Genomic DNA, 26,402 nt, shown 5'->3' with positions numbered 1-26,402 from the left:
ATCAGAGATGTGTATAAGAGACAGCTCCAGATCAGCCTTGTAACGGTGCGACGGAGCACGGAACGTGGAGGTCCCGCGGCCGCGCCGTTGTCCTTGGATTCGTCGTCCCATCGTTAGAACACCCCAATTCTGGAGGCGACTTCCTGGGCGTCGTCGTCCTCAGAGAGGCGAACGACGGCCTTCTTTTCGCCGTCCATCGTGTTCTGCGTGTTGACCTGTTCGACTGTCACGTCGTACTGCCCCTCGACGGCGTCGGCGACCTCGCCCTTGGAGGCGCGGTCGTCGACGGCGAACTGGAGCTTGTTCTGGAAGTCCATGTCGTTCATGGCCTTCTCCGTGACGTGCGGGTGTTTGATGACATCCCAGCTCATCGCTCGGCCACCTCCGCGAGTGCGGATTCCGTGAAGACGGTGAGTCGACCGGGCGCGCCGCCAGGCGCGAGGTCTTCAGTGTTGACCTCGCTGGCGGTTGCCACGTCGGCCCCCGCGAGGTTGCGGGCGGCCGTCGACGGCTCGTCGCTGGTCACGAAGAGGATCGAGGCGGGACGACGGTACTTCCGTCCACGGGCCGAACCCTGTCCAGCCTTGATCTTCGTCTCGTCGGCGCGGTCGATGTCCGCGTGGACGTCGAGCGCCTCCAGCAGCGAGACGACTTCCTGCGTCTTGACGAGGTCCTCGAAGTCGTCGGAGACGACGACGGGCACTTCGTCACGGTCGAACTCGTGGCCGCGGTCGGCGACGAGGTCGGCGTCGGCCGTCGCGGCCAGCGCCGAGCGAACGGCCAGCTGCCGTTCCTTGTCGTTGAGGTCGAGCGAGCGGTCCTTCTCGGTTTTTGGCGGGTGGGCACTTCGCCCTTTGACCGCCTGCGGGACGCGGCGGGCACGACCGTCCTGCTTCGGGATGTGTGCCTGCCCGCGGCCGCTACCGAAGGACTCTGCCGGCGTTCGGAGGCCGGCGTACTCGTCGGACCCGTAGTCCTGCTTTCGGTTGGCCTGTGCGGCACGTACAGCTTTGCCGATGAGGTCGGACCGAACCGGCGTCTCGAAGACGTCCGGCAGGTCGACCTCGCCGTCTGTGTTGCCGTCCAGGTCGTAGATTGTTGCCTGCATAGGTTATCCCTGGTTCGATTCGTTGGAGACGTAGCGCACCTCGGGGTCGAGGCGCGGCTGGTCGTTCGGACGCACCGCGGGCCGGAAGCGCACCAGGCGCTTGTCCGGACCGGGCACAGAGCCCTTCACGAGCGTGTACGGCCCGTCGACCTCGCCGTAGTTGACGAAGCCGCCATCGACGGTGGGCTCGTCGCCCTCGCCGATGTCGATGAGGCGCTTGTTAAGCTCGGTGCGCTGGTGGTAGCCGGTCTGCCCCTGCTGGGGGACCGTTGAGCGCACGCGGGACGGGTTCCACGGACCGAGGTTGCCGATCCGTCGGCGCCATCCCTGGCGGGCGTGCTTGCCTTTCCGCTTCTGGACGCCCCATCGCTTGACGGGACCCTGCGTCCCTTTGCCTTTCGTGACACCAGCCACGTCGGCGTACTCGCCGGCGCGGAAGATGTCGTTCATGGCGTGTTCGCCACCGTCCTCAACGATGTCGAGGGCGTGGTCGAGGCGGTCCGAAACGGACCCACCGCCGACGCGAGTCTCCATCACGTCGGGCTTTTTCTTCGGGACGCTCGGGACGGCGTCGGGGACAGTGTGCGTAATGAGTCGCAGGTCCCCGAGGTCACCGGCCTCGTGTGCGTCGCGTATCTGTTCCTCAGCAGCGTCCGGGTCGTGGTCCTCCGGAACGTCCAGGGTCCGGTCGAGTTCCGAGTGGAACTCGTCGGTCCAGACTTCCGTCAGCGGACGCTGACCGTACGGCGTGTCTTCGTACGCTCGCAGGGCGACGGCGCGCATCGGCGGCGTCTCGATGACTGTCACCGGGACAGTCTCCTCCATCCCCTCGCGGGGGGAGTTGGGTTCGTCGTTGACGAGCACGACGTGTGTCATGCCTGCCTTGTAGCCGGCGAACCCCTGGACGCCCGGCTGTCCGTCGTCAGACGGCCAGCTGTTGAAGCGAGGTGTCTCGCTCGTCGAGCGCTTGCGCGGGCCAAAGCCCATTGAGCCTTTGCGTGGTCTGCTTGGTTGTGGCATTCGTTTACTCCGTGAGGGTTAGACAGGTGAGGGAGGCGAACAGAGCTTCTTCCGTTCGCACGACCTCACTGCCCTGGTTCGGAACCGTATTCAGCCAGAGGTCGAACCCTTCTGGTTCGTCGCTCGTCTGGTCTCCCCCGACGGCGTCCGGGGCAACGTCGAGTATCGACGGTAACCCGCGCTCGGGTGCCCCGAAGGCGACTGTCATGCCGCCCTCGGCGTCGCGCCGCTCGGCCAGCTGGCCGAGACGGGTCGACGTTACCGGCTCGCCGTATCGCGAGGACGCGATAGTGAGCCCGGCATCGTCGCGCGAGAGTGCCGCATCGAGGTCCGCGGCGACAACGTCGAATCCCGTTGTAGGGGCGTCGACGAGTTTCGCCCGGACCGGCCGTCGCGAAGAGACCCTGACGGTCACGCGCTCCCCCTGTTCCACGTCCATATCCGCTGGGACGGGAAGGGAGATCGGGTGTTGCATGCCGCAATTGACCCGGACGCGCCCATCAGCTCCGACCTCGGTCACGATTCCCTGTCTTAACGACCCCGAACCCTCAGATCCGGAGCCGGTCTGTGAACGCACGCGGAGCGGCGGCAGGACGCCGACGTACTCCAGTTCGTCCCGCTTACCCCACATCTCCTTTCGGAGGTGCGGGGGCGTCGCGGCGTACCGCAGCACGGTTTCGACGAACCCGTCTTCCCATTTGCCCGCCCCGTCAGGGTCAGGGTACACTGTCAGCCGATCAACCCGGTAGACCGCGGCCGCGCGGGCCACGTAACCGAGCTTGCGAGTTGCCTCGCGTCTGTCTTCGGCTTCCCGTGCGAGGGAAGACGGCACGAGTACGCTGGTCGTCATGCCGTGACGCTTCCACGTCGCGCCACTAGACTGTGCCGATATCTCCCTTTCCAGGGCTTAAAAAGCCCCCGTTTCACGTTCGCGATGCGTCGCGTTCACATGGTCCGTCATGCCGGTTCGGGACCGATGCACCCGATCACTAGATTGCCGCTTCCGAAAGGCCATGTCTCGTGACGCCATCACACGGTCCAGCGCTCAGACGGGGCGGTGATTGCCCTCACCTCCCATGGTTTTCCCCGGAAAACGGAAGGCTTTTTACTCTCACCCCCGCCAGATTTGATTGCAACGAGGCGTTGCACGCTGGCACTGAGCGACCACCCGTCGTGAAGGTCAGAGCAGACAAAGCAAGCGCTGGTAGTGTAGTTGGTATCACGTGACCTTGCCATGGTCACAACCTGGGTTCAAATCCCAGCCAGCGCATTTCTACGACGAACTATTCCACTGAGCACCGCGTCACGTATGCTCGGTATCCGTGAGTCGTACAATCGCTTCGCAGTTGCTCACTCCCAGCCAGCGCACTGTTACGAGCACAATTTTCGAGGAGTCCCGCTGAGCGTACGGCTGGAATCCGTGGGTCCGAGTCACTACTGCGTGGACTGGCAAGACATCGACGCCCCATCGCGAGATATTTCCTCGATACCGCCAGACTGCAGCCAGTTCGCAGTTAGTTTGGTGGAATATAACTCCGAAAAGGGGTGAAGCTGTCATGTATCCGTTGCAAAACCCGGCAGTTAAAGATCCTCAACACTAAGAGCGATGCAGTATGGATGTCGTCGGAGATATCAGCGTCCTCGTTGTTGACGACAGTGACTTTTTTGTCGAGATAACGTCGGAGAAACTCAACGACGCACACGGCTTTACCACCGACACAGCAAGTTCGGGGCGGGACGCACTCGAGTCGCTGCGCGAGCAGCGCGTCGACTGTGTTATCAGCGATTATAAAATGCCCGAAATGGACGGGTTAGAGCTCTGCACGAACGTCGATTCGGAGTTCTCGATACCGTTCATTCTGCTGACCGGGCAGGGCGGCGAGGATGTCGCCAGCGACGCAATCGGTACTGGTGTCGATGACTACCTCCAGAAGAAGAAAATCATAGACGGGGAGCGTCTCACGTTGCTCGCCACGCGGATACGGAACGTCGTCGGCCAGCACCGGGCACAGCAGAAGTACGAGCGACTGGTCGACAACACGCCGGACGAGATCGTGGAGGTCACTACCGACGGGCAAATCCTTGCAGCGAACAAATCGATGGCCCGAGCACATAACACTACCCGCCCGGAGCTCATTGACTCGCAGTTAACAGACGTGCTCCCGGACGAGATGGCTTCCGAGCGACTCGAATACGGCCAGCGGGCCATTACGGCCGGGAGCGCCGTGACGTTTCAGGATTCGATTGGCGTGCGACACTTCCACAACATCGTTACCCCTCTCAGCGAGACTGGTGACACCAACACCATCCAGTTCATTTCCAGGGAAATCACACAGCAGAAACACGACGAACAGAAACTCAAAGAGACAAAACGGGAACTAGAACAGTCAAACGAGAAACTGGACCAGTTCGCGAGCGTCGTGTCACATGACCTCCGAAACCCATTGATGGTCACGAAGGCCCGAGTCGATTTTATCCGGGATGACGCTCCAACGGCGCACGTCGAGACGATGGAGCGGAATCTTGAGCGGATGGAGACGATGATAGACGAGTTGCTGACGCTCGCTCGTGTGGGCCAAAGCATTACCGACCTGTCGCAGGTCTCACTATGCGCCGTCGCCGAGGACGCGTGGGGACATACCCAGACAGACGGCGGGACGCTCGAACTGGACGTTTCAAGAGACACTGTGGTCGGGGCAGACTATGGTCGCCTGTTGCAGATTTTCGAGAACCTTTTTCGGAACGCGTTCGACCACAACGACACACCGCTGACCCTCCGTGTTGGCACACTTGACGATGCGGACGAGACGGAGTTGTCGGGCTTCTATCTCGAAGACGACGGACGCGGCATCCCACCGGAGGGCCGGTCGAAAGTGCTTGACCACGGGTATACGACCAGTGACGGCGGGTCCGGGTTCGGACTCTCTATCGTCACGGACATCGTCGCCGCACACGACTGGGACATCACCATCGCCGAGGGCCAAGACGGCGGGGCGCGCTTCGAAATTCGCTGCTGATTCTGGCGACTATGCTCGCGTGCCGAATCTGTCGCCAAGTGTTACTGTAAAATTGGAGTCCACAGCGCCAGTACCCCCGGAGTAGCAATGATTGAAAAACAGGCTCAGCGCAACTCTCTGCCGCCAAAGTGCAGATTATCGACTCTCCACCATGTGTTATGGTTACACACGGTGGCTGCTTCGAGTATGGAGTACCATTATTTGTTATCCCATCGACAATGAGAGTGCATGACGGACGAGACGGTCCACGAGTCACAGGAAACACGGAGTCGCAGAGGAATCGCATCGTACTTCCGGCGATTGGCAAACAGGCTCAGCCGCGGTGAGCCCGCGCCGGCTGACGAGGAACAGACGGTGACAGTCACACCACCTGCCGAATCCGAGTTCGAGGTCGAAGTCGAGCGGGAAGACGGGACTGTCACACTCGAAATCGATATGGAGTGGGACGAGAACGAGGGAGCGGTGGAGACCGATGTGGCCGCGAGCAAGGCGACGTTCGAGGTGTACGAGGACAGCGCCGAGCAGTACCGCTGGCGGCTTCGCCACGACAATGGCAACATCATTGCCGACAGTGGGGAAGGCTACGCCTCCAAGCAGAAGGCCGAGCAGGGCCTCGAAAGCGTCAAAACCAACGCGCCCGGTGCGTACGTCGTCGACAAGTCCAAAGACGACGACGGCGTTGTCGAAGAGGGAGGCAGCAAAGCGACGTTCGAACTATTCAAAGACAGCGAAGGGAAAGCACGCTGGCGGCTCCGCCACGACAACGGCGAGATCATCGCCGACTGCGGGCAGGGCTACGCCTCCAAGCAGAAAGCGAAGCAGGGGCTCCAGAGCGTCAAGACGAACGCTCGCGGGGCACCGGTCGAGGGAGACGAGTAAGCGTTTCGGACGGCAGCAGTTTCTTTCAGCCAGTCAGCTACGATGACATTACGCGAGTACCATAGCGATTAGGTCGCGGGCGCGCGTGGAAATCAGTATGACCTGCATAGGGTTTCTCTCGGTCGCACCGGTCATCGAAGACAGTATGTCGTCGTACGTCGCCGACGCCGTCGCGGCGCTGGAGGCGTTCGATGTCGAGTACGAGACGACGCCGATGGGGACGATAATCGAAGCAGAAGACAGCGAGGAACTGTTCGCGGCCACTCACGCCGCTCACGAGGCCGTCGGCGAGCAGACCGACCGCGTGAGCACGTTCCTGAAGATCGACGACAAGCGGACCATTGACCAGCAGGCACAGGACAAGGTCGACGCCGTGGAGGAGCATCTGGGTCGGGCGGCCAGAAGCGACGCGGCCGAAGGCGGAGATTAAAGGGAAGGGTGCCAAAGACGGCGTATGGATAGTCTCAATCGGATGGCCACGGAACTCGTTGACGAGGCCATCGACTTCGCCGACGAACTCACAATAGACGTACACGCGCTTGAGGGGGACGCCGCGGTGCTGGACTTCGGCGTCGAGGTCCCCGGCGCTGTCGAGGCCGGTATGCTGCTCGCGGAAATTCAGACAGCCGGGCTGGCGACGGTCCAGTCAACGATGGACACCATCAGCGGCGCGCCGCTGAATCACGTCGAGCTGTCGACTGACCACCCGGCACTGGCCCTGCTGTGCTCACAGAAGGGCGGCTGGGAGCTGGCCGCCGACGGCTTCGAGGCGCTTGGGAGCGGCCCCGCACGCGCACTCGTTGCCGAAGAGGAAGCCTTCGAGCGGATCGGCTACCGCGAGGACGCCGACTTCGCTGTGCTGGCTCTAGAGACCGACGAACTGCCGGACGAGGCCGTCGCGAGCCAGGTCGCTGAACGCACCGGCGTCCCCGAGACGGGCGTGTTCCTGCCGTCGTTCGCAACCGCGAGTGTCACCGGGAGCGTCGTTGCCGCGGCCCGGGCCGCCGAGCTGGCTGTCTTCCGACTGGCCGAACTCGGCTTCGACCCGGTGTCGGTGCTGTCAGCCAGCGGCCGCGCGCCGGTCGCGCCGGTCGCCGGTGACGAGGCGACCGCGATGGCCCGGACCACAGACGCGCTCGCCTACGGCAGCGAGGTCCACCTCACCGTCGACGAGTCCTTCGACCGGTTCGACGAGGTCCCCTCCGTCGCGGCCCGAGAATACGGCGAGCCGCTAGAGGGCGTCTTCGAGGACGTGGACTGGGACTTCGCGGAGCTTCCCGTCGAACTGTTCGGCCCCGCGGCGGTCACCATCGATGTCGTCGGCGGCGACACGCACGTTGTCGGTGAGACAAGCGAGAACGTGTTAGCCGAGAGCTTCGGCCTGTAATCGGGGATGCGCTACAAGGTCGCGCCGCCGGCCCGCTCGCGCTCGTTTCTGGAGACCGCAAGAGAGGCGCTTCCGCTTGTCCCTGACAGCGAGGCGGACTGTTGTCGGGCGATACAGACGGCGACTGACGTGTCCGACCGCGAAACGGCCCAGAAGTACCTCGTGCTCTTGCAGGCGCTGGGACTGGTCGCCGAGAGCGAACGGGGTTACTACCGGACGAGGACCGACCTCGACCGGGCGGACCTAGCGACGGCCTTCGAGGAATCGGTCTTCGGCGTCGATGTGCTCCTCGCTGCTCTCGATTCGGAGTCGGTAGACGGTGACACTGCGTTCGATGCGCTCCGGGCTGAGATTCCCCGCTGGGAACGCGAACGCCACACCGACTGGGAATCGGTCTGGCAGGAGCGCACGGCGAACCTGCTGGAATGGGCCGTAGTGTTCGGACTCGCCGAGAAAACGGATGACGGCTATCGGTTACCGACCGGAGACGCCGCGGACCGGTGAGCAGAGAGTGGAGACGGCGCTACTCCGCCGGGTCGATATCTGTGACGGTCCCGACGCCCTTCGAGCTGCCCTCGCGGAAGACGAACTTCTGGCCCTCTTCTACGAGATAGGAGCGGAACTTGAATCGGACTCGGGTCTTGCCGGCGTCGCCCGGGAGCAGCTGTCCTCCTTCCGGGTAGAAGGCCGCGGCCTCGCTGACCGTTTCGAGGTGGACCACTGGCTCGTAACCGTCGCCGATGCGGGTCGGGTGGTTCAACACCATCACCTCGGCTTCGAACTCCTGTACCGGCGACGGGTCCGCGTCGCTCGGCAGCAAGACCATCCCACGCTCGATGTCCGCCTCGCGGACGCCTTTCAGCGCGATACCCACGATGCGGCCCGCCTTGGCCTCGTCGACCCGGTGGTAGTGCATCTCGATGGACCGCACTTCGACCTCCCGGAAGCTCCCGTCCTGCATGGGTCCAAGTAATAGCTCGTCGCCGGCCTCGACCTCGCCGGATTTGATGGTGCCGGAGGCGACCGCGCCGACCCCCTGGACGTTGTACGTCCGGTCGACGTACATCCGGAAGTCACCCACCTCGCCGGCGGTCTTTGGCAGCGCCTCGAACATCTCGTCGAGGGCGTCCAGCCCCTCCTTCGTGACGGCGCTGGTGGTGACGACGGGAACGACGGTCTCAGAAATTTCATCGATAGCCGTGTCGACGCCGTGACGCTCGACCCGGAGCGGCGTCTTGTCGACCTCTCGCAGTGCTTGCTCGACGGAGCGTTCGACTTCGGCGACGCGTTCTCCGTCGACGAGGTCGGTCTTGGTGATGGCGACAATCGTTGGGAGGTCCGTCGCCAGCAGGATGCCGAGGTGCTCTCGCGTCGTCTCGGTCACCCCGTCGTCGGCCGCGACGGTCAGAAGGCCGTAGTCGAGTTTCTGGCCGACGAGGCCACGGATCGTCGTCCGGAGCCACGGCTCGTGACCCACCGTGTCGACGAAGGAGACGAGTCGGTCAGACTCTTCGACGACTCGAGCTCGGTCGTCCTTCCGATGGGGATTGTCCATGCGGATCGGCTCACCGTCGTCGTCGAAGCCGTAGACGCCGTAGGAGAGGTCGGCGGACAGTCCCCGCTCGACTTCGTGAGGCTGGACATCGAGAAAACCGCGTGTTCCACCTTCGCCGTCGTCGGCGTCACCGGTGACCAGCGACCCCACGAGCGTGGATTTGCCGTGGTCGACGTGGCCAGCGGTGCCCACGACGATGTGGTCGTCGTCCGCGAGGACCGACCCCTCGGAGACCGTCGCGACACCCACGATACCGTCTGTGTCGGTCGCCCCGTCGTCCGAGACGCCGTCGACGCCCCACGTTTTCACCTCCTCGATGTGTGCGCCGGCCTCCTCTGCCAGCAGACTGAGTACGTCCATCGACTCTGAGAACTCCGCCGGCGAGATGCCGGCCAGACCGCCGTCGTCGGTGACGCCGACGACGTACGTCGCCTCCCCATCCCCGGAGAGAACGCGGTGGCGGAGTTGTGCCGCGAGGGATTCGAGTCGCCCCTCGGACAGGTGGAGGTTCTCGGTGAGCCGTTCTTTGAACTCGACGCTGCCGCCCTCCCGTTCACCGCGATCAAGCGCGCGCCGGAGGACAGCCCGGTCGGGGCTCATATCCTCCCGTTACTGTGGGGCAGATATAAGCCTTCCCCGGATTTACGGCTCCAGAGCGCTCCTAAATCCGGTGGCTGAGTGTGTCTCTCACAGTAGCGACCGGACGGATATGTATACCGAAAGGCGCAGCCAGACCGCTCGTGGACTGAACCGCTATACGTGGTTTGCGGTCGTGTGACGCCGCCCCGTGGATAGCCGACCGCTGTCGATGGCGTCACCTGTTTGCCAATCTGGTTAGCGACGGTTCCGACAGCAACTGGAAACACCAAATGGATGGAGTCAGTCCCGGTACGGCGCGACCGCTTCGAGAAAGCCGTCGCCGTAGCTCGCATCGGTCACCCGGTCGGCCCGTTCGAGCGCCGTTTCATCGGCGTTGGCGACAGCCACGGCCTCACCAGCCAAGTCAAACATCTGGGCATCGTTCACCGAATCGCCGACTGCCAGAAACTCTGCCGGCTCCAGATCCAGTTCCGCGCACACCGCTTCGAGTCCTGTCCCCTTGTCGACGACCGGGTCCGTCACGTGGTATGCGAAGCCGGTGTCGAGGACGACGAGCCCGCGTGCCGCGGCCAGTTCCTCCAGCGGTTCGAGCGGCTGGTCGAGCGACACGACGAGTTCCGTCTCGCGCCATCGGTTCGCCAGGTCGACCTGCCCGAAGCCGAGGTCGTGGCCCAGGTCACGGTAGGCTTCGCCGACTGCCAGCGCCGCCTCGTGATCGCCTTCCAGCCTGAGTTCGTCGGTCGCTTCGACGAACACGACGCCGCCGTTCTCGGCGACGACTGTCCGCTCGATGCCGAGAAACTCACAGAGGGCAATCGGGAACGGTATTGCCTTGCCGGTGGCGATGACGACGCGTGCAGGCCACTCACGGAGGACCGGCATGACACGGGGATCAATCGCTCGGCTTTCGTCGGTTAGCGTGCCATCGATATCCACGATAAGCGGCGGCGTGTCGCTGTCCATACGTCCGGGTTTGGAGCACCGCATATGGGGATTGCGGTCAGTCGTCGGTCAGCGTCTCGTAGGCCGCTTGCACCTGCTTGAACTCCGTCTCGCTCCCGCTGTCGGTGTCGGGATGGACCTCCTTGACCTTCTCCCGGTAGGCTCGTTTGATCGTACTCTGGTCGGCATCCGGATCGAGGCCTAACCGCTTGTAGGCCTCCGCCGGACTCGGTCCCGACGACTGGGCGCGCTGTCGGCGCTGCCGGTCGCCCGCTGTCTGGCGTCGCTGTCGCTGTCGGCGACGTTGGCCACCCTGACTCGCATGCGAGCGGCGCGCTCGGCGTCCGTCTCTCGGTGGTTCCCATTCCTCCCGTGGCCCGGCCCCGAACCCGCCGCGGCGGGCGTTCCCCGTGTTCTGTGCTGCCTGTCGCTCGACCCGCTCGTAGAGGCTCGCAGCCATCTTCCCGCTGAGGTGGTAGTACATGAAATACGTCGACACCCCAAACATGAGCGCCAGAAAGAGCACCGCAGGATTGATTATGAGGCCCACCGCCGTCAAGACGACTGTCAGGCCTCCAAACACCACTGCGATTCCTTTGGTGAGCCCATCGTACTGCACACATGTGACTTCAGCCCACAGACCTGTAAGCGTCCCGCCTCTCGCCTTCCATCCAGTTCGCTCTCGAAGTACACGGTGAGCATTTTCCCGAATGAAACAGGAGTGGAACAGAGTACAACCACACGAGATCGACACCGCACGGACTGACAGGCCGGTTTTGCCAAAACCGCACTACTGCGGAGGGGTTGGCACAGGTACATTCCCCCCTACGCACTGTTAGTGAGTGTATAGCTCTACCTGCAAACCCCCGCCAGTTTCTACTGGATATTTCGCTCACGTCTGGTGGTTCACAGGGTCGGGGTTTCACTTTCACCTCGGTCTGGACAGTATTAAGGAGAAACGACGGTATCTATTCCGTTGTACGCGACTATCGTTTCACGCGTCACCAGCACAGTTCGTCGAACACCGTAGCCGCGACTCCGGAGACCGCTACGACCACCGCCGATCGCAGACAAGAAGGATTAAACGCTATCGATGAATACGTATTCGCCGCCAGAAATGACAGGATCACGGGTAGCTACGACGAGGGGTATCGACCGACAGACGGCCGCTGTCGGGAGGAGGAGCGGGCGATGAGTAACAGCGACCTTTCCGCCGACGAGATCACGCTCCCGATCAAACGTACCGACGGTGACACTATCGAAGAGCGACTCACAGGCAACGCCTACCACAACATTCTCCCGGCTCGCTACCTCCGGAAGGATGCCGACGGTGACCTCATCGAGGAACCCGAAGACCTCTTCGACCGTGTCGCGAAGAACATCGCGCTCGCCGAGGCTGTGTTCGAGGCCGACAAGCAGGACGTCGACGTACACGTCTCACCGGACCAACTGAAGCCTGACCACCCGCGCCGCGACGAACTCGCCGACGAAGTGTTCGGTAAAGGAACGTCTGTCGACGACGACGTCGAAACTGAACTCTCTGTTTACAACGTCAACAAGTTCGCCTACGAGACAGTCGTGCCGGAACTGCCCGAGGGCGTCCGCGATCACGTCGAATCGACCGCCGACGCCTTCCAGGACCAGATGGAACAGCTCTCCTTTATGCCGAACTCGCCGACGCTGATGAACGCCGGCGACGAACTCCAGCAGCTGTCTGCCTGTTTCGTCGATTCACCGGGCGACGACATCGACGACATCCATCAGACCGCAAAGGAGGCCGCGCAGGTCTTCCAGTCCGGCGGTGGCATGGGGTACGCGTTCTGGAAGCTCCGCCCGTACGGCGACCCCGTCGGCTCGACCGGCGGCATCGCCTCCGGGCCAATCACGTTCATGCGGACCTACGACCAGATGTGCGAGACGATCGCCCAGGGTGGCGCCCGTCGTGGCGCACAGATGGGAGTCATGCGCGTCTCCCACCCAGACGTCATCCAGTTCATCCACGCCAAGAACAAGGACGTCTCGCTGGCCGAGACACTGCGCCTGAACGACCCGGACGACTTCACGCACAACTCCTTCGCCGAGGCGCTGGAAGAAGCACGGGAACTCATCGACGACGGCGGAAAGGTACCAAAGCACCTCCGCAACGCCGTCGAGGGGCACCTGTCGAACTTCAACATCTCCGTCGGCGTCACCGACGACTTCATGCAGGCGCTGAAAGCCGGTGAGGAGTTCACCTTCACGAACCCGCGAACGGGCGAGGCCCACATCGTCACCGAGGAGACGAAGGAACTGTACGATATGTTTGGCCTCGGTGAACACGTCGAGGTCGGCGAGGAACTCTCGATTCCGGCCGAGGAACTCTGGGACGACATCGTCGAGGGCGCTCACGAGAACGGCGAGCCCGGCGTCATCTACCTCGAACGGGTGAACAAGCAACACTCCTTCGACGTTGAGGAGCACCCCGACCACGAGATTCTCGCCACGAACCCGTGTGGCGAGCAGCCACTCGAGGAGTACGAGGCCTGTAACCTCGGACACATCAACCTCTCGACGCTGGCCGCCACGGACGCCCCGGACTGGCGCGTCTGGTCGGACCGGAACGCTGACGAGTACGACTCGATTGAAGCGGCTATCGACGCGTTCCTCGAAGAAGCGATCGACTGGGACGAGTTCGACCGACGCATCGAACTCGGCACCCGCTTCCTCGAAAACGTCGTCACGATGTCCGACTTCCCGGTCGAGAAGATCGAGCAGAAGGTCCGGGAGATGCGCAAGATCGGCCTCGGTATCATGGGGCTGGCCCAGCTGTACATCCAGCTCGGTGTCGCCTACGGGACCGAGGAAGCCAACGAGATCGCCCGCCAGACGATGCGCCACATCAACCACGGGTCCAAGGCCACGAGTCACGAACTCGCCGAGGAACGTGGTGTCTTCTCCGAGTGGGAGAACTCCAAGTACGCAAACCCGACGGAGTACCCTGACTGGTTCGAGAAGCAGACCGGTGAGGACGCGGCGGACTGGGCAGACGGCTACCCCATCCGCAACCACAACACTACGACCATCGCCCCGACCGGGACGACCTCGATGATCGGGAACACGACCGGCGGGTGTGAGCCGATCTACAACGTCGCCTACTACAAGAACGTCTCCGACGACGTGCAGGGCGACGAGATGCTCGTTGAGTTCGACGACTACTTCCTCCGCGCGCTGGAGGACAACGACATCGACGTCGAGGCCGTCAAACAGGAGGCCCAAGAGCAAATGGCAAACAACGAGTTCGACGGCGTCGACGGGCTGACGACCGTGCCCGACGCCATCGGCGAACTGTTCGTCACGACCGGCGACCTCTCCGCGAAGCAGCACGCGGGCATTCAGGTGGCCTGTCAGGAAGGCGTCGACTCCGCCATCTCGAAGACGGTCAACGCCCCGAACGACTCCACGACCGAGGACGCCGCCGAAGTGTTCGAGTACATCTACGACCACGGCGGCAAGGGCGTCACCTACTACCGCGACGGTACCCGCAGCAAGCAGGTGCTGACCACGCGCGCCCAGAACACGGAGTTCTCGGACATGGACGCCGACGAGATCGTCGCTCAGATAGAGGAAGTCTTCGGCGGCATCGAAGGCTTCCTCGAAGACGAGGCCGTTCAGGCCGCCATCGACGACTCCATCCAGCAGGTGCTGGGTGTCGCCGATGGGGACGCCGAGTACGCCGAAAAGCAGACCCGACCGGACGTGCTCCACGGCGTGACACAGCGCATCGACACCGGCTACGGGAAGCTCTACGTCAACATCAACGAGGACCCCGAGGCCGACCGGCCGTTCGAGCTGTTCGCCAACATCGGCAACTCCGGCGGCTTCACCGCCTCCTTCACCGAGGCGCTGGCCAAGACCATCTCGACGGCACTCCGCTCGGGCGTCGACCCCGAAGAGATCGCCGACGAGCTGCAGGGCATCCGGTCGCCGAAGGTCGCCTGGGACAAGGGCGAGCAGATCCAGTCCATCCCGGACGCCATCGGCACGGCCCTGCGTCGCTACCTCGATGGCGACGTTGACAAGGCTTACCCCGACCAGACCACGCTGGAGGAGACGGCCGAGAAGGCCGACGAAGCCGAACGCGAGTCTGAGGCCGCCACACAGACCCAGACCGACGGTGGCGCGGCCGCCGCAACCGACACGAGCGGTGACCAGCAGGACATCATCGACGCCGGCGAGAGCCCGGAGTGTCCTGACTGTGGCTCGCTGTCGCTGTACTACTCAGAGGGTTGCAAGACCTGCGAGTCCTGTGGCTGGTCCGAGTGCTGACGTAGTCGTCTGACTACGTGGATTCGAATTCCGCTCGCTTGAAGCCCGTTCTTTTTACTTTCCGCTGACTCGCCCAGAGCCGGCTACCGGAATTCCGTCACGTCGTACACGCCGGTAATCGTCGTTTCCTCGACAGTCGCGGTGACTTCTGTTCCTTCCTCGGCCGCCGAATCTGCGACGAGCGTGACCGGCTCGATGGGCTGGCGGCGGAGAAATGCCACTATCCGTTCGAGCCACGACGGCTTCCCGCCCTTGCGGCAGACGATGACGTAGCGTGACTCAGCGAGCGACGCCATCTTGGGCTCGAAGTCGTAGTCCTCGTGGTCGGCCGGCGGGACGACGTGGATGACCTCGCCCGCAATCGTCTCGTCCATACGCACGGTAGCGACTACAGCGGTATGTGCCGCTCGCTTTGCACTATGAGTACTGTTTGGACACCCAGCCAGAGGCCCCGCTGGGATACGAGTCGGTCTCGTCTTCGGGCTGTGTCTCGCCGCGCTGGTCGACCATCCGGACGACGACGGTGTGACCGTCCGAGGGCGGGTCGTAGGTGTACTCCCACTGTCGCCACGCGTCCTCAGCGGGGCCGTCGCCGTCGGCTGCCGGCAACTGGTCCGAGAGCGATGCGTCCGCCCACGTCTCGCCGCCGTCAGTGGAGACTTCGACGCGCTGGACGCCGCGCAGGCCGGCGTATGCGTGGCCACCGATACGCCGGCGACCGTCCGAAAGCATCGATTCGTGATGGAGCTTGGCGACCGGATTCACCGGCCCGGTCCCCTGCCAGCCGCGTTTCTCCCAGTAGCCGTCGGCTTCCTCGTCGAGGACTTCGATCTCCGAGAGCCACTTGACGTTGACCTCACCCCAGTGGCCGGGGACCAGCGCCCGGACAGGGTAGCCGTGGCCGCGCGGGAGGATCTTTCCGTTCATACCGTAGGCGAGCATGCCGCCCCGCAACGCGTCGATAGGGAACTCCTCGTAATAGTCGTCCTCGGCCCGGAGCATCACGCACTCGCAGCCGCTTTGCACGCCGGCTTCTTCAAGCAGGCTGTCGACGGGAACGCCGGTCCACAGCGCGGTGTCTGTCTTGTAGCCGTTGAGACTCTCGCCGACGCAGCGGAGCGTGACGAACCGGTTTTCGGCGTCCATCTGCTGGAGGTCCTCGTAGTCCAGCGTGACCTCTTCCTCGACGGCACCGGTGATAGAGAGCGACCAGTCGTCGGCCGACAGCTCCGGGTCGATGGAGTTGATGTCGACCTCGTAGAAGCTCTCGCTGACCAGCGGGTCGATGTCGTCGAGTTGCAGGGAGGAGTCGGTCGCGACGGCGAGTTTTTCTTCGACGTCGGCGAGGTCAGCTCCCGGGGCAGTGAGTGCCGGCGCGCCGTCTCCGGTCGCGGCGACTGATCGTCGGTTGCCAACTGTGTAGCCGACCGTTGCCGCCCCGACAGCCACACCGACCGTCGAGAGCGCCCGCCGTCGTTTCGAGGATATCGGTGACACTGAGCCGCTGAGCCCGTCCAGGGTCTGTGCAACTCCGACGACGGCGGCAGCGGACACCGCCGGTCCGGCGGCGAGGACGACCTCGCCGGTGAGAACGACACTGACAGCCCAGGTTACGACAGCCGTTCCGACGACCGGGAGGGCACGGTTGTTCGCTAGTTGGCCGGTGAGGATGGCCGCTCTGGCAGCCAGCGCGATGAACAGCCCAGCGAGGCCGATAGCGAACAGGAGATTCAGCTGTTGGCCGAGGCTGCCAAGCGTCGAGATGGCGGTCGAGACGACGATGCCGGGCATCGACCGTGCGAGCGTCCGTTCGATAGGCGAGGCGATGAACGCGGGAGCGTAGCCAGTGACCGCGTAGGAGCCGGCCAGGCCAGCGATGGCTGCGACGGCGCTGACCAGCAGCCGCCCGCCGGGCGAATCGAGAAGGTCGTCAGTCATGATTGCACTGAGGGTCTACCCGGCAAAAGAGATTGTTCCAATTTCACCCAGATTTCGTTCCGAAACTCCGGAAGACACAAGCAAGCGGGGCTGCTCTACGGAATCATGGACGAGCAGCTCGGCGGTCGGCCCTGTCCGCTCTGTGAGCGGGCGATGTACCACCGACACTGCAAGTACGTCTGTCCAGAACACGGCGTCGTATACGACTGCGCTGACACGTTCTACTGACGATACGCTCACGGGTTTATTATCTTGGAACGATGAAAAGGGTGGTATGAGTGGTCACGGGGAAGAGATTTCGGTGTTACATGTCGACGACGATCCCGACCTCGGTGACCTCGTGGCGGTCCATCTGGAGCAAACGAACGACGATCTCTCTGTCTGTACCGAGCGAAGTGCGACCGACGGGTTAGAGCGACTGTCCGAACAGGCGTTCGACTGTGTCGTCAGCGACCACGACATGCCGGGGATGGACGGACTCGAGTTTCTGAAGGTCGTTCGAAAGGAGTACGAGGAGCTTCCGTTTATTCTCTTTACCGGCAAAGGAAACGAGGAAATCGCGAGTGATGCGATCTCTGCCGGCGTCACCGAATACCTGCAGAAGGGGGTCGGGACAGACCAGTACGCCGTACTCGCGAACCGTATCGAGCGGGCTGTGGGGGAACGTCGGGCCAAGACCGCGCTCGAAGAGTCCGAGCGGATGCTGTCGACGCTCATCTCGAACCTCCCAGGGATGGTGTACCGCGCACGGAACGAACCCGATTGGCCGATGGAGTTCGTCAGCGACGGTGCAGCAGAGCTAGTCGGCTACAGTTCGGCGGCACTCGAGAGCGGCGACGTCTCGTGGGGCGCGCTTATCAAGGAATCCGAGACAGAGCGTCTCTGGGAGACAGTTCAGACCTGTATCGCCGCCGGCGAACCGTTCGAAGTCTCCTATCAGATCGAGACGGCCGACGGCGAAACTCGCTGGATGTGGGAGCGCGGGCGTGTGGTCGACACCGACGACGACGGCGTCGAAATCCTGGAGGGGTTCATCACTGACGTAACCGCACGCGAAGAGCGCGAGCGGGAACTCGCGAACCAGCGGGCGTTCACTGAGAAGCTCATCGATTCCGTCGACGATATGTTCTACGTTGTCGGCCCCGACGGCAGTCTGGTCAGATGGAACGATACCGTCTCGTCAGTGACCGGCTACACTAACGAAAAGTTGGGAACAATCGGTATCGGTGAAATCATCGTGGATTCCGACCACGAGAGATTATGGAGTGTATTCGAGGAGACGCTGGAGACCGGGTACGGAACTATCGAGGCAGGTGTCGAGACGGCTGACGGCGAGCGGCTCCAATACGAGTTCAGAGGGTCACGCATCGAAGACGAGCGTGGCGACCTGTTCGGGATTGCCGGTATCGGCCGGGACATCACAGAGCGGAAGCGCCGAGAACGGGAGCTCAGGGAGTATCGGACGCTGGTCGAAAACGTCGGTGACCCGATGTACGTCCTCGATAGGGACGGGACGATAGAGATGGTGAACGAGGCGATGGCCGTCCATCTGGGGTACGACCGCTCGGAGATCATCGGCTCGGAGCCGGCTCGGTTCATGCCTGAAGGGGACGTCGAAAAAGGGACAGCACTCATCCGTGACTTGATTGACGACGACGATCGGATGTGGGCGGCCTACGAGATGCGGACGATAGCCGCTGACGGGACAGTCCGGATCAACGAGGACAGGATCGCACCGCTGTTCGACGAGGACGGGAACTTCGACGGCTCGGTCGGCGTGATGCGCGAGACGACGGAGCGCAAGCGACGCGAGCGAGAACTCGAACGCTACGAGACGATCATCGAGGCCGTCGGCGACCCGGTGTACACCCTCGACGACGAGGGCGTGTTCACCTACGTGAACGAAGCGGTAAAGCGACTGACGGGGTTCGAATCCGACGAACTCGTCGGCGAGCATATCTCCACGATCATGGCCGGCGAGGACATCAGCCGCGGCAGTGACCTCATCCGGACCATGCTGTCTGACCCGACTCGACAGAACGTGACCTTCGAGACGGACATCGTCGACCAGGCAGGGGAACACACCCCTATCGAGATCCACATCGCGTTGCTTCCGGCCGCGGACGGGGAGTTCAACGGTACAGCGGGTGTCATCCGCGATATCAGCGACCGGAAAAAGAGAGAGCGACAGCTCGCGGAGTTCGCATCCGTCGTCAGCCACGACCTTCGAAACCCGCTGAACGTGGTCAAAGGGCGGATATCGGTCGCCCGGACGGCGGGTGACGTATCACACCTCGAGGCGGCGGCGTCCGCGGCCGATCGGATGGACGAACTCATCAACGACCTGTTGACGCTCGCCAGACAGGGCGATACGGTCGGCGAGACGACGATGGTTGATCTCGCCGCCCTCGCAGGGCAGGCTTGGGTCGATGTCGAGACCGGCGAAGCCACGCTGGAAAAGGACGGGACGGCGACGATCGAGGCCGACGCGGCACGGCTCCGGGCGGTGTTCGAGAACCTGTTCCGGAACAGTGTGGAGCATGGGACCACGAACAGTCGGGCGCAGTCAGACGATACGGGGGCTCACGAAGATTGTGCAGGCAACGAACCGATCACTGTCTCTGTCGGGACAACGGACACCGGGTTCTACATCGCCGACGACGGTGTCGGTATCCCGGCGGAAGAGCGAGACGACGTGTTCGAGCGCGGCTACACCACAAGTACCACCGGAACCGGGTTCGGGCTGGCAATCGTCGCTGAGATCGCACAGGCCCACGGCTGGTCTGTGTCAGTGACAGAGAGCGAAGGCGGCGGGACGCGGTTCGAGTTCACGACGAGTTCGGAGCGCTGACGTGGCGGTAGGCCGGCCCCGCAAGCACCAGCACGGCCAGCGCCGCGGAGAACAGCAGGACGTGCGGGAGCGCCTCGATAGTGAGGCCAGTGAGCGTCAGCGACCGTAGCGACGCGCCTGCAGTGACCTCGACGGCGACCCACGGAATCTCACCGAGAAACGTCCCGACCGCAAAGGAGCGCGGCGAGACGCGGGCGAACCCGGCCCCATAGGAAACAGGGTCCGCGGGCACCGGTGAGAGCCGCGCCGCGAGGACGCCCCGCGTCTCGCCGGTCACCTCGATGATCCGGCGGCCGGAGTCCCCCAGCCAGCCGAACATCCCGCCCTGTTCGCCGGCCCGGAGCGCGAACCGGTAGGGGATGAGGCAGGTGACGAGTGCGCCCATCAGCGCGACCGGAAAGCCGTACCTGACGCCGAGGACGAACCCGACGAACGCGGACAGCGGCATCGTCGGCCACGCGAAGAAAGGTCTGACGAGATACAGCCCGACGATGACGCCCGCGAGGTAGACGGGGTGGTCGGCGAGGTGCATCAGCTGAGCCACCACCCGTTCGGGCGTGAGCAGCGTTGTCGCGATAGCGACGACTACCACCAGCCCGGCGGTCCCGACCAGCTGTCGCTTCGCGAGGCGGTCCATCTACCCAATTGGGCGGTAGCAATCGACAAACGCTTTGTGGTATCTTTTACGTTGCTCGGGGTTGAATCGGCGATCGTGTCCGAGACGCGAGACCCGGTCGAACTCGGCGTCGAACTACTCGCCCATCTGGAACACGGGGAGCTGTCCGTCGCCGACGCGCTCGACCGTATCGAGACGGTGACGACAAACCCGCAGGTCCAGCGCGAGATCCTCGACACCGCAGTGATGCGAGGTCTCATCGAACGCGAGAACGGCGTCGTCCGCCCGCGGTCACAGGGATCGTACGTGAACTTCGACAGCGACGTAGTCGTTCGTGAGGGGGAGTTCTCGTGTCAGCGCTGTGGCGCGGCTGTCAGTACGGGCCACTTCGTCCAGTTCGACGGCGGTGAACTGGGCCCGTTCGGGTCGACGTGCATTCGGAAAGTGTTAGGGCGGGAGTAGCGAGGGGTGCGAACGGAGTGAGCGGCCCTCGTTGATGCGAACGGCGACGGAAGGAGCTGCGAGTAGCGCAATAGCAGAGCGGCCCTGGTGGCAGCGAGGTCGTGGCCGCGGTCACGACGCTAGACAAACGCCCCCAAACACGCGAGTAAAGTCAAAAACAGACGGTTCAGCGGCCCTGGCGGAGTTCCTTGATGAGCTGTTTGATGGTGCGCTCCTGCTTCTGGAGCTGTTCGTTCTGGGCCTCGACAGCGGCGGTCAGTTCGGCGACCTGTGCTTCGAGTTCAGCGACGTCGGGGTCTGCCGAGGTGTCCGGCTCAGCCGAGTCGGTGTCGATGCCGGATGCGTCACTGGGTTGGGAATCCGTCGTGGCTTCGGCGGTGGTTCCCTGTTCGGTGGTCGCTGCGGTCGTGGTCTGCGTGTTGGCGCTCGTGGATTCACCTTCGGAACCGTCACCGCCCTGCTCGTCGTTGCTCACAAGCGGGTCAATGCCGGATTCGAGGCCGAGGCCGTTGCCGGCTTCGTCGGCATTCTTCTCGGAACTGGCCCCAACCTTGGCATTGAGTTCAGCGAGCGAACTGACCTCGTGGTACGCGAAGAGAGCCTCTTCGAGTGTTTTCCGGACCATCGGTGCCTGCTCGGACGGTGCCTTGATCCGCTCTGGCCGCTCGTTGAACGAGAGGACGACAGCTGTAGCGACGCTCCCCTCCTCGAACTCCAGGCCGGTCACGTCGTCGAAGGAAAACGCCTCGTAGTCGGCATCCCAGGAGACGTTGCCGATGTGCTTGAGTAGCTGGCGGTCGGTAACGACCAACGTGAGTTCGCTGAACCGGAACACGCCGGCGAGACTCTCGTCCGGGTCGATACCGCCCGAGACAGTGAGCTTCCCTTCGAGTAGCCGTTCGAGGACGGCGTCGCTGCGGCTCCCGGGAACAGACAGTTCGAGTTTCTCGCTGGTGTAGATGAGCGAGAACTTGGTCTTGCGTCGGCCTTCCGAAACCGTGAGCCGTTCGAAGTCGTGCGGATAGCTGTCGACCTTCTCGTCGCTGAGAAGGCCCTCACCGCGGTAGACGAGCGTCCGGGTCGGTGTGAAACAGGCCGCGTCTTCGTCGCCGAGGTTGACACCGCCCCGGATCTCCTCGTCCCCGAGTTCCTGCTGGACGAGGTCTGGTATCTCCATACTGCCTGCATACCTGCGTGGTGGCTTAAATCCGCGGGTCGATTATCAGCGCCGATCAGGCGGACACAGCGTGGGACTGTGCCACAGTCCCGGCAGAGATGAGAACCTTCAAGACGGCTAACGGCCAACGCCTGAATGCACCCGCGCCCGGGTGGCTTAGCTGGACATAGCGCCGCACTCATAGGGTCTTTCGACTCATGCGGCAGTGCACCCGTCATGACCCCGGGGCGCTCGTCACGCCCCAGACCTGGGCCATGCGGAGATCGAGGGTTCGGAGCCCTCCCCGGGCACTACTCTGAAACTTTACATACCCATCGGCAGAACCGTTCTAACGACGGCTATCTGACCGGCTACCCCGATAATGAATTACATAACGCAATAGATAGTTATCCGAATGTTGCAGTGGAAACTGCGGGGTGTCAGGCATGAGCGGGCGTGTCTCCTACGACGGGCCCGCTCTGGACGGGACTGTCCAGCACATCACCGAGCGGCCGGAACTGGACAACGGCGAAACCGTCGATGTCGTCGACGATTGTCTCGATGCCGACGGCGAGGAAAGAGTCGAGAACGTCCCCCATCCCAGTGACGGCCCTGAGCGGCCTGACACTGACGGCCAGACAACGCTCGACGATTGGAGGTGGTCGCCTTGAGCGACCTCTCGCTGCGGGAGCGTGTCGAGAACTACCTCGAACGCAATCCCGACGCCAGCATGGTCGCCATCGCCGGTGCGCTCGGCGAGCCACCGACCGATGTCGCAGAGGTCCTCAACGAGGACACCCCTGAATCTGGACAAGATTCAAGTAAAAATACGGGGGACCGCGTAAGCGGGTCACCATCACGGCCGCAGCGAGATCCCGAATGGGATCGTTGGAGCGGAGCCGACTGGGCTAACTCGGAGCCGGATGTCTACCCGCATGCGCTGCTTGAGCGCGAGCAGTGGATGGGCCACCAAAATAAGAAGCCATTCGCACCGTGGGGAGACAGTGATGCCCCCGCCGAGTGCAGCAAGGACGGCCATACTACCGCGTCGACGTGTGACTGTGACGCTCGGTACAAGTGGGGCTACGACGGCCACTACCTCGACGGCGAGGACATCGCGATGGCCGAGGTCGACCCTCGTCTCGACGGCCGGGCGTTCCTGCAACAGCCCGACGACCCGTTCGCCTACGTCGACGGCGACGATGTCCGGGATCCTGAGACCGGCGAGCTCCATCCGGCGTTCGTCGCGATGCTCGAACACCTTGGGCTGACCTACGCCGACATTTCCCAGTCTGGCGCCGGCGCCCACGCCATCTACCGCGGTGAGCTTCCCGACGGCGTCAAGCAGGCGTCGTGGCAGCTCGACGACGATCCGTGGGGAAGCAACGACGACCTCCCCGCTATCGAAGTGTATCCCGGCAAGCGTGTCTGTGTGATGACCGGCGACCACGTGGCCGGGACGCCGACCGAAGTTCGTGAGTGGAACGATGATGTTGTCGAGACGCTCGTGCAGGTCAACGACCCGGTCGCCGCCAGTCAGGCTGAACGTATCGACGAGCCCGCCGCCGCTCGCGAAGAGTTCGACAGCTCTGACTACGAGCCCACGGCGACGTCCACCGACGAGACAACGACCGACATCCGAGACATCTTCCATGCCCTGGACTGCCTCGATGCCCAGCGCGTCGCCGAGCGGACTATCGTCCACCGCTGGAACGACTCAGCGTCGACGAGCGATGGCGAGCGCGCGTTCGCGCCGACCTGGGGGCCGAACTCCAACGGGACGGCGAACATCGTCAACTCGGAGCGATGGATGGACACCGGCGACCGCGGTGGCTACGGTGGCCCTGTGGTCATGGCCGCCATCGACGCCGGCGAACTCCGCCCGGAGCAAGCCGCCGGCGGTGTGTCCGGCGCGACTTGGTGGACCGGTGTCGAGCACCTCCGCGACCTCGGCTTCGACATCCCCGAGCTCGAAGACGATGGTGTCGACGATGACGGTGATCACGATGACGCCCACCCGCTCCTGCAGGACGCGTGGGCCCGAGACGACGACGTCGACGGCGAGCCAACCAGCGCACTACCGCTCGGCCAGCTCGAAGCACTTCCGCAGCGAGAGCGGCGCCGGGCCGCAAAGAAGCGCGGCCTAGAGTGGCCGTCGACGGACGATGCTCGCGACGAGTTACTCGACACCATCAAGCAGGCGATGCGCCACGAGGACGAGACTGTCGTCGACGCACCGACATCGCTGGGGAAGTCCTACGCCGTCGCGACCTCCCGATGGGACGCCTTTGACGATGTCACCGGCGACCAGCCGGTCGTCCACCTGTCGGCCACCCGCGACGCTCGCGATGAAGCCGCCGAGGCCGCTGCGGAACACGGTGGCGAGCACTTCGTCCTGCAGTCACGACACGAGGCCTGCCCCGTCGCTGCGGGTGACCACGATCCCCGTGATGCTCGGGAGGCCGACGCCGACCGACAGGTTATCACCATCGAGGGCGAGCCCGCAAGTCAGTGGCTCGACGCTCAGTGCGAGGGGAAGGGCATACCGTTCTCGGCCGCCCACCAGTATCTCGCCGAACACAACGACCAGTCGACGACACTCCCCTGCTGTATCGGGTCATCAACGACCTACGACGACGAAAAGGGCGACTTTGACGAAGGCGAGTCGGCCAAGTGTCCTGCCATCGAGCAGTGGGAGGTCCTCCGCGAGGGCGACTGGTCGCTCGTCATCGCTACCCACAACTTCGCCCACGTCCCCGGACTCCGGCAGTCCGCGAACATCGTCATCGACGAGGAACCCGACTTCCAGCAGGACCTCACGAAAGAGCGCATCGAGCGCGCCATCACCGCGTTCCTCCAGGCTGCTGACGCGCCGGTCACCACCTGGGAGTCGTTCATCTCACTGGTCGACCACAACGGCTGGGGTGGCGACGCCGGCAAAGAGCGCGACCAGCTCCAACACTGTCTCGACTTCGAGCCCGACCGGGAGTGGTACATCTCCGAGCCCGACGCTCATACCCTCGCTCCAGCCCTCGCGAGGGCTATCTTCCATGCCGAAGACCGAGGAAATGGCCGCCGGGTCGGGAAGACACCCCACCAGCCACCACGACTCGACGCCAACGCCGGCGAGGGCGATGGGTGGAACCGCGTCTGGGTGACCGTCGCGATGGACGAGGACAACGACATCCGGACAGTGCGGACGGTACCGGACCTCTCACATGCCCGCAGTGTGATCGGGCTGGACGCCCACCCCGCCCAGCCGGTGTGGGCCGTCAACACAGTCCCTCACATCGACACCACCGCGGTGCTCGACCCCGAGGAGCGGCGACTCTGGCGCCGCTATGAGCGCGGACTTCGCGTCGTCCAGGTTGGCGAGGCGACCCGGCCGCTCGCGAGCGGTGAGTACTTCCAGCGCGACCAAGTCGAGACGATGGTCGAGCACCTCCGCGAGGAGTACGGCGATGGATTCCGGACCGCCATCACGACCAGCGCCGTCGAGTCTCAGCTGCAAGAAATCCTCGATGACGCCAGCGTCAACGACGTCGATGACCGGACGATGCACTACGGCGAGGAGAAGTCACGGAACGACTTCGCTCACGAGGACGTCGGTCTCGTCGAGGGATCCATCGACCCCGGCGACGATTTCGTTCTCGACCTGCTGGCCGAGCTCGACCTGGACGCGGCGCCGGAGACGGTCGACGTCGACGGTGCCCAAGAGCGTGCCCACGGGCGCGGTTTCGAGGGCCCCGACGCCGAGACTGCCCAGGCCATCCTCGCGAGTGTTCGTGAGAATCACACGGCCCAGGCCGCCGGCCGGTACGCCCGGAACCCTGACGACCCCGAGAGCCACGCGACGGTGTTCGTCCGAACCGACGCGATGCCAGCTGACTTCGCCGACGTCCAGGTGTCAGGCATCGAGTGGACCTTCACCGACGCGCAGCGAGCCATCGTAGAGGAACTCCGGTCGTCGACGACGTCAAAGACGGCTCGGGAAATTGCCGAGGCCGTTGGCGTGACGAAAGAGCACGTCCGCCAGACGCTCCATCGCCTCGAGGGCATGGACGTGGTGCAGGCCTTCGAGGGTGGCGGCGCACACGGTGCGACGCTGTACGCCGATGATGGGCTGCCCAACGCCGGCGTTGTGGACCTGGGCGAGACTGCCAACGATGCCGTATTGGATACCTATACGTGGTCGTTGGCGATTCGGGACACCGCCCCTGCCGTCGACGCACCCACGACCGGAGCGAGCACCGATGACCAAGGAGACACAGCAGTCTGGGACTGGCGGTCGGCCTCAGACTGACCACTCGATGACCGATTCACGGCCGTTCGCGGGACGGCCAGACAGCCACCGCTCTACCCTATGACAGATCTCACACTCTCCCCCGAGGTTGCGGACGTACCGCCGTCAGCAAAACTGGTCTACCTGATTGTAGACGAGTGTGGCCCTCTGAGTTTGGCTGAGATTCGGGCACGAACCGCCCTACCTGACCGAACAGCTCGGGATGCAATTGATGTGTTGCAAGAGCAGGAATTAATTGATTATCGCCCGGGAAAAGACGCCCG

22 protein-coding genes, 2 tRNA genes and 1 pseudogene are annotated in these 26,402 nt (G+C 63.6%); 13 read left to right on the top strand and 12 right to left on the bottom strand.

All coding sequences use genetic code 11. The features are described 5' to 3' along the window. The 5 genes and pseudogenes from rpl2p to C443_RS17750 form a co-directional block, all read right to left on the bottom strand. Positions 1-111 (bottom strand): annotated as a pseudogene (gene rpl2p / locus C443_RS21315) (50S ribosomal protein L2); the annotation flags it as partial. 2 nt (positions 112-113) lie between these two features. Beyond that, positions 114-371: a 50S ribosomal protein L23 gene (locus C443_RS17765; protein ID WP_005538115.1), complete on the bottom strand. Its 258-nt coding sequence runs from the start codon at positions 369-371 to the stop codon at positions 114-116. Further along, positions 368-1,108 carry a 50S ribosomal protein L4 gene (gene rpl4p / locus C443_RS17760; RefSeq protein WP_005538114.1) on the bottom strand — a complete coding sequence of 247 codons (741 nt, stop codon included), beginning with the start codon at positions 1,106-1,108 and terminating at the stop codon, positions 368-370. Before rpl4p ends, C443_RS17765 begins: the two co-directional genes overlap by 4 nt. 3 nt (positions 1,109-1,111) lie before the next feature. Next, entirely contained in the window at positions 1,112-2,128 is a 1,017-nt protein-coding gene (gene rpl3p, locus C443_RS17755; protein ID WP_005538112.1) for a 50S ribosomal protein L3, read from the bottom strand. Between the two features lie 4 nt (positions 2,129-2,132). Further along, positions 2,133-2,978 (bottom strand): putative RNA uridine N3 methyltransferase, encoded by an 846-nt coding sequence (locus tag C443_RS17750; protein WP_004957426.1) that lies wholly within the window; start codon positions 2,976-2,978, stop codon positions 2,133-2,135. Between the two features lie 348 nt (positions 2,979-3,326). Here C443_RS17750 and C443_RS17745 point away from each other — a divergent pair. The 6 genes from C443_RS17745 to C443_RS17720 all read left to right on the top strand — a co-directional run bounded on the left by C443_RS17745 (position 3,327) and on the right by C443_RS17720 (position 7,915). Then, positions 3,327-3,398 (top strand) — tRNA-Gly (locus C443_RS17745). Positions 3,399-3,741: 343 nt separating this feature from the next. Further along, a complete protein-coding gene (locus C443_RS17740) occupies positions 3,742-5,145 on the top strand; it encodes a sensor histidine kinase (RefSeq protein WP_005538109.1) in 1,404 nt (467 codons plus the stop codon). 228 nt (positions 5,146-5,373) lie between these two features. After that, the gene (locus C443_RS17735) at positions 5,374-6,024 is read left to right on the top strand and encodes an HVO_2922 family protein (protein ID WP_005538107.1); all 651 of its coding nucleotides are present in this window, start codon (positions 5,374-5,376) and stop codon (positions 6,022-6,024) included. A gap of 97 nt (positions 6,025-6,121) precedes the next feature. After that, positions 6,122-6,454 carry an MTH1187 family thiamine-binding protein gene (locus C443_RS17730; protein ID WP_005538106.1) on the top strand — a complete coding sequence of 111 codons (333 nt, stop codon included), beginning with the start codon at positions 6,122-6,124 and terminating at the stop codon, positions 6,452-6,454. Between the two features lie 24 nt (positions 6,455-6,478). Beyond that, entirely contained in the window at positions 6,479-7,411 is a 933-nt protein-coding gene (mch, locus tag C443_RS17725) for a methenyltetrahydromethanopterin cyclohydrolase (RefSeq protein ID WP_005538105.1), read from the top strand. Positions 7,412-7,417: 6 nt separating this feature from the next. Continuing rightward, positions 7,418-7,915 (top strand): hypothetical protein, encoded by a 498-nt coding sequence (locus C443_RS17720; RefSeq protein WP_005538104.1) that lies wholly within the window; start codon positions 7,418-7,420, stop codon positions 7,913-7,915. Positions 7,916-7,934: 19 nt separating this feature from the next. Here the strand turns inward: C443_RS17720 and C443_RS17715 are convergent, their stop codons facing one another. The 3 genes from C443_RS17715 to C443_RS17705 all read right to left on the bottom strand — a co-directional run bounded on the left by C443_RS17715 (position 7,935) and on the right by C443_RS17705 (position 11,127). Next, complete coding sequence (locus C443_RS17715; protein WP_005538102.1) at positions 7,935-9,566, bottom strand: GTPBP1 family GTP-binding protein; 1,632 nt, start codon at positions 9,564-9,566, stop codon at positions 7,935-7,937. Between the two features lie 279 nt (positions 9,567-9,845). Continuing rightward, on the bottom strand, positions 9,846-10,529 hold the full coding sequence (locus C443_RS17710) for a phosphoglycolate phosphatase (protein WP_005538100.1): 684 nt from the start codon (positions 10,527-10,529) through the stop codon (positions 9,846-9,848). A gap of 37 nt (positions 10,530-10,566) precedes the next feature. Then, positions 10,567-11,127, bottom strand: coding sequence for a J domain-containing protein (locus C443_RS17705; RefSeq protein ID WP_005538098.1), 561 nt, complete (start codon positions 11,125-11,127; stop codon positions 10,567-10,569). A gap of 572 nt (positions 11,128-11,699) precedes the next feature. Between C443_RS17705 and C443_RS17700 the strand changes: the two genes are divergently transcribed. Continuing rightward, positions 11,700-14,813: an adenosylcobalamin-dependent ribonucleoside-diphosphate reductase gene (locus C443_RS17700; protein ID WP_005538096.1), complete on the top strand. Its 3,114-nt coding sequence runs from the start codon at positions 11,700-11,702 to the stop codon at positions 14,811-14,813. Positions 14,814-14,896: 83 nt separating this feature from the next. On the opposite strand, the gene C443_RS17695 is transcribed toward C443_RS17700, so the two are convergent. After that, positions 14,897-15,187 (bottom strand): DUF7526 family protein, encoded by a 291-nt coding sequence (locus C443_RS17695; protein WP_005538095.1) that lies wholly within the window; start codon positions 15,185-15,187, stop codon positions 14,897-14,899. 43 nt (positions 15,188-15,230) lie between these two features. Then, positions 15,231-16,751 carry a sulfite oxidase gene (locus tag C443_RS17690; protein ID WP_005538093.1) on the bottom strand — a complete coding sequence of 507 codons (1,521 nt, stop codon included), beginning with the start codon at positions 16,749-16,751 and terminating at the stop codon, positions 15,231-15,233. A gap of 105 nt (positions 16,752-16,856) precedes the next feature. Between C443_RS17690 and C443_RS22230 the strand changes: the two genes are divergently transcribed. Together C443_RS22230 and C443_RS17685 are read left to right on the top strand one after the other, a co-directional pair. Continuing rightward, positions 16,857-16,979: an HVO_2523 family zinc finger protein gene (locus tag C443_RS22230; RefSeq protein WP_005538092.1), complete on the top strand. Its 123-nt coding sequence runs from the start codon at positions 16,857-16,859 to the stop codon at positions 16,977-16,979. 46 nt (positions 16,980-17,025) lie between these two features. Continuing rightward, positions 17,026-19,602 carry a hybrid sensor histidine kinase/response regulator gene (locus tag C443_RS17685; RefSeq protein WP_005538091.1) on the top strand — a complete coding sequence of 859 codons (2,577 nt, stop codon included), beginning with the start codon at positions 17,026-17,028 and terminating at the stop codon, positions 19,600-19,602. Here C443_RS17685 and C443_RS17680 read toward each other — a convergent pair. Further along, complete coding sequence (locus tag C443_RS17680) at positions 19,580-20,239, bottom strand: TVP38/TMEM64 family protein (protein WP_005538089.1); 660 nt, start codon at positions 20,237-20,239, stop codon at positions 19,580-19,582. The two genes, C443_RS17685 and C443_RS17680, sit on opposite strands and share 23 nt — an antisense overlap. Positions 20,240-20,290: 51 nt before the next feature. Between C443_RS17680 and C443_RS17675 the strand changes: the two genes are divergently transcribed. Further along, a complete protein-coding gene (locus C443_RS17675) occupies positions 20,291-20,680 on the top strand; it encodes a DUF5830 family protein (protein ID WP_005538087.1) in 390 nt (129 codons plus the stop codon). Positions 20,681-20,846: 166 nt separating this feature from the next. Here C443_RS17675 and C443_RS17670 read toward each other — a convergent pair whose 3' ends face one another. After that, on the bottom strand, positions 20,847-21,857 hold the full coding sequence (locus tag C443_RS17670) for a DUF7115 domain-containing protein (RefSeq protein ID WP_005538086.1): 1,011 nt from the start codon (positions 21,855-21,857) through the stop codon (positions 20,847-20,849). Positions 21,858-22,002: 145 nt separating this feature from the next. Here C443_RS17670 and C443_RS17665 point away from each other — a divergent pair. The 3 genes from C443_RS17665 (at position 22,003) to C443_RS17655 (ending at position 26,139) form a co-directional block, all read left to right on the top strand. Next, positions 22,003-22,147, top strand: a tRNA-Met gene (locus tag C443_RS17665). Positions 22,148-22,282: 135 nt separating this feature from the next. Continuing rightward, positions 22,283-22,507, top strand: coding sequence for a hypothetical protein (locus tag C443_RS17660; protein WP_005538085.1), 225 nt, complete (start codon positions 22,283-22,285; stop codon positions 22,505-22,507). Beyond that, positions 22,495-26,139: a hypothetical protein gene (locus tag C443_RS17655; RefSeq protein ID WP_005538084.1), complete on the top strand. Its 3,645-nt coding sequence runs from the start codon at positions 22,495-22,497 to the stop codon at positions 26,137-26,139. The genes C443_RS17660 and C443_RS17655 overlap by 13 nt, the downstream gene beginning before the upstream one ends. Positions 26,140-26,402 lie beyond the last annotated feature (263 nt).

This window comes from Haloarcula argentinensis DSM 12282 (assembly GCA_000336895.1).
Lineage (GTDB): Archaea > Halobacteriota > Halobacteria > Halobacteriales > Haloarculaceae > Haloarcula > Haloarcula argentinensis.
This window is presented reverse-complemented; position numbering and strand designations above follow the sequence as displayed.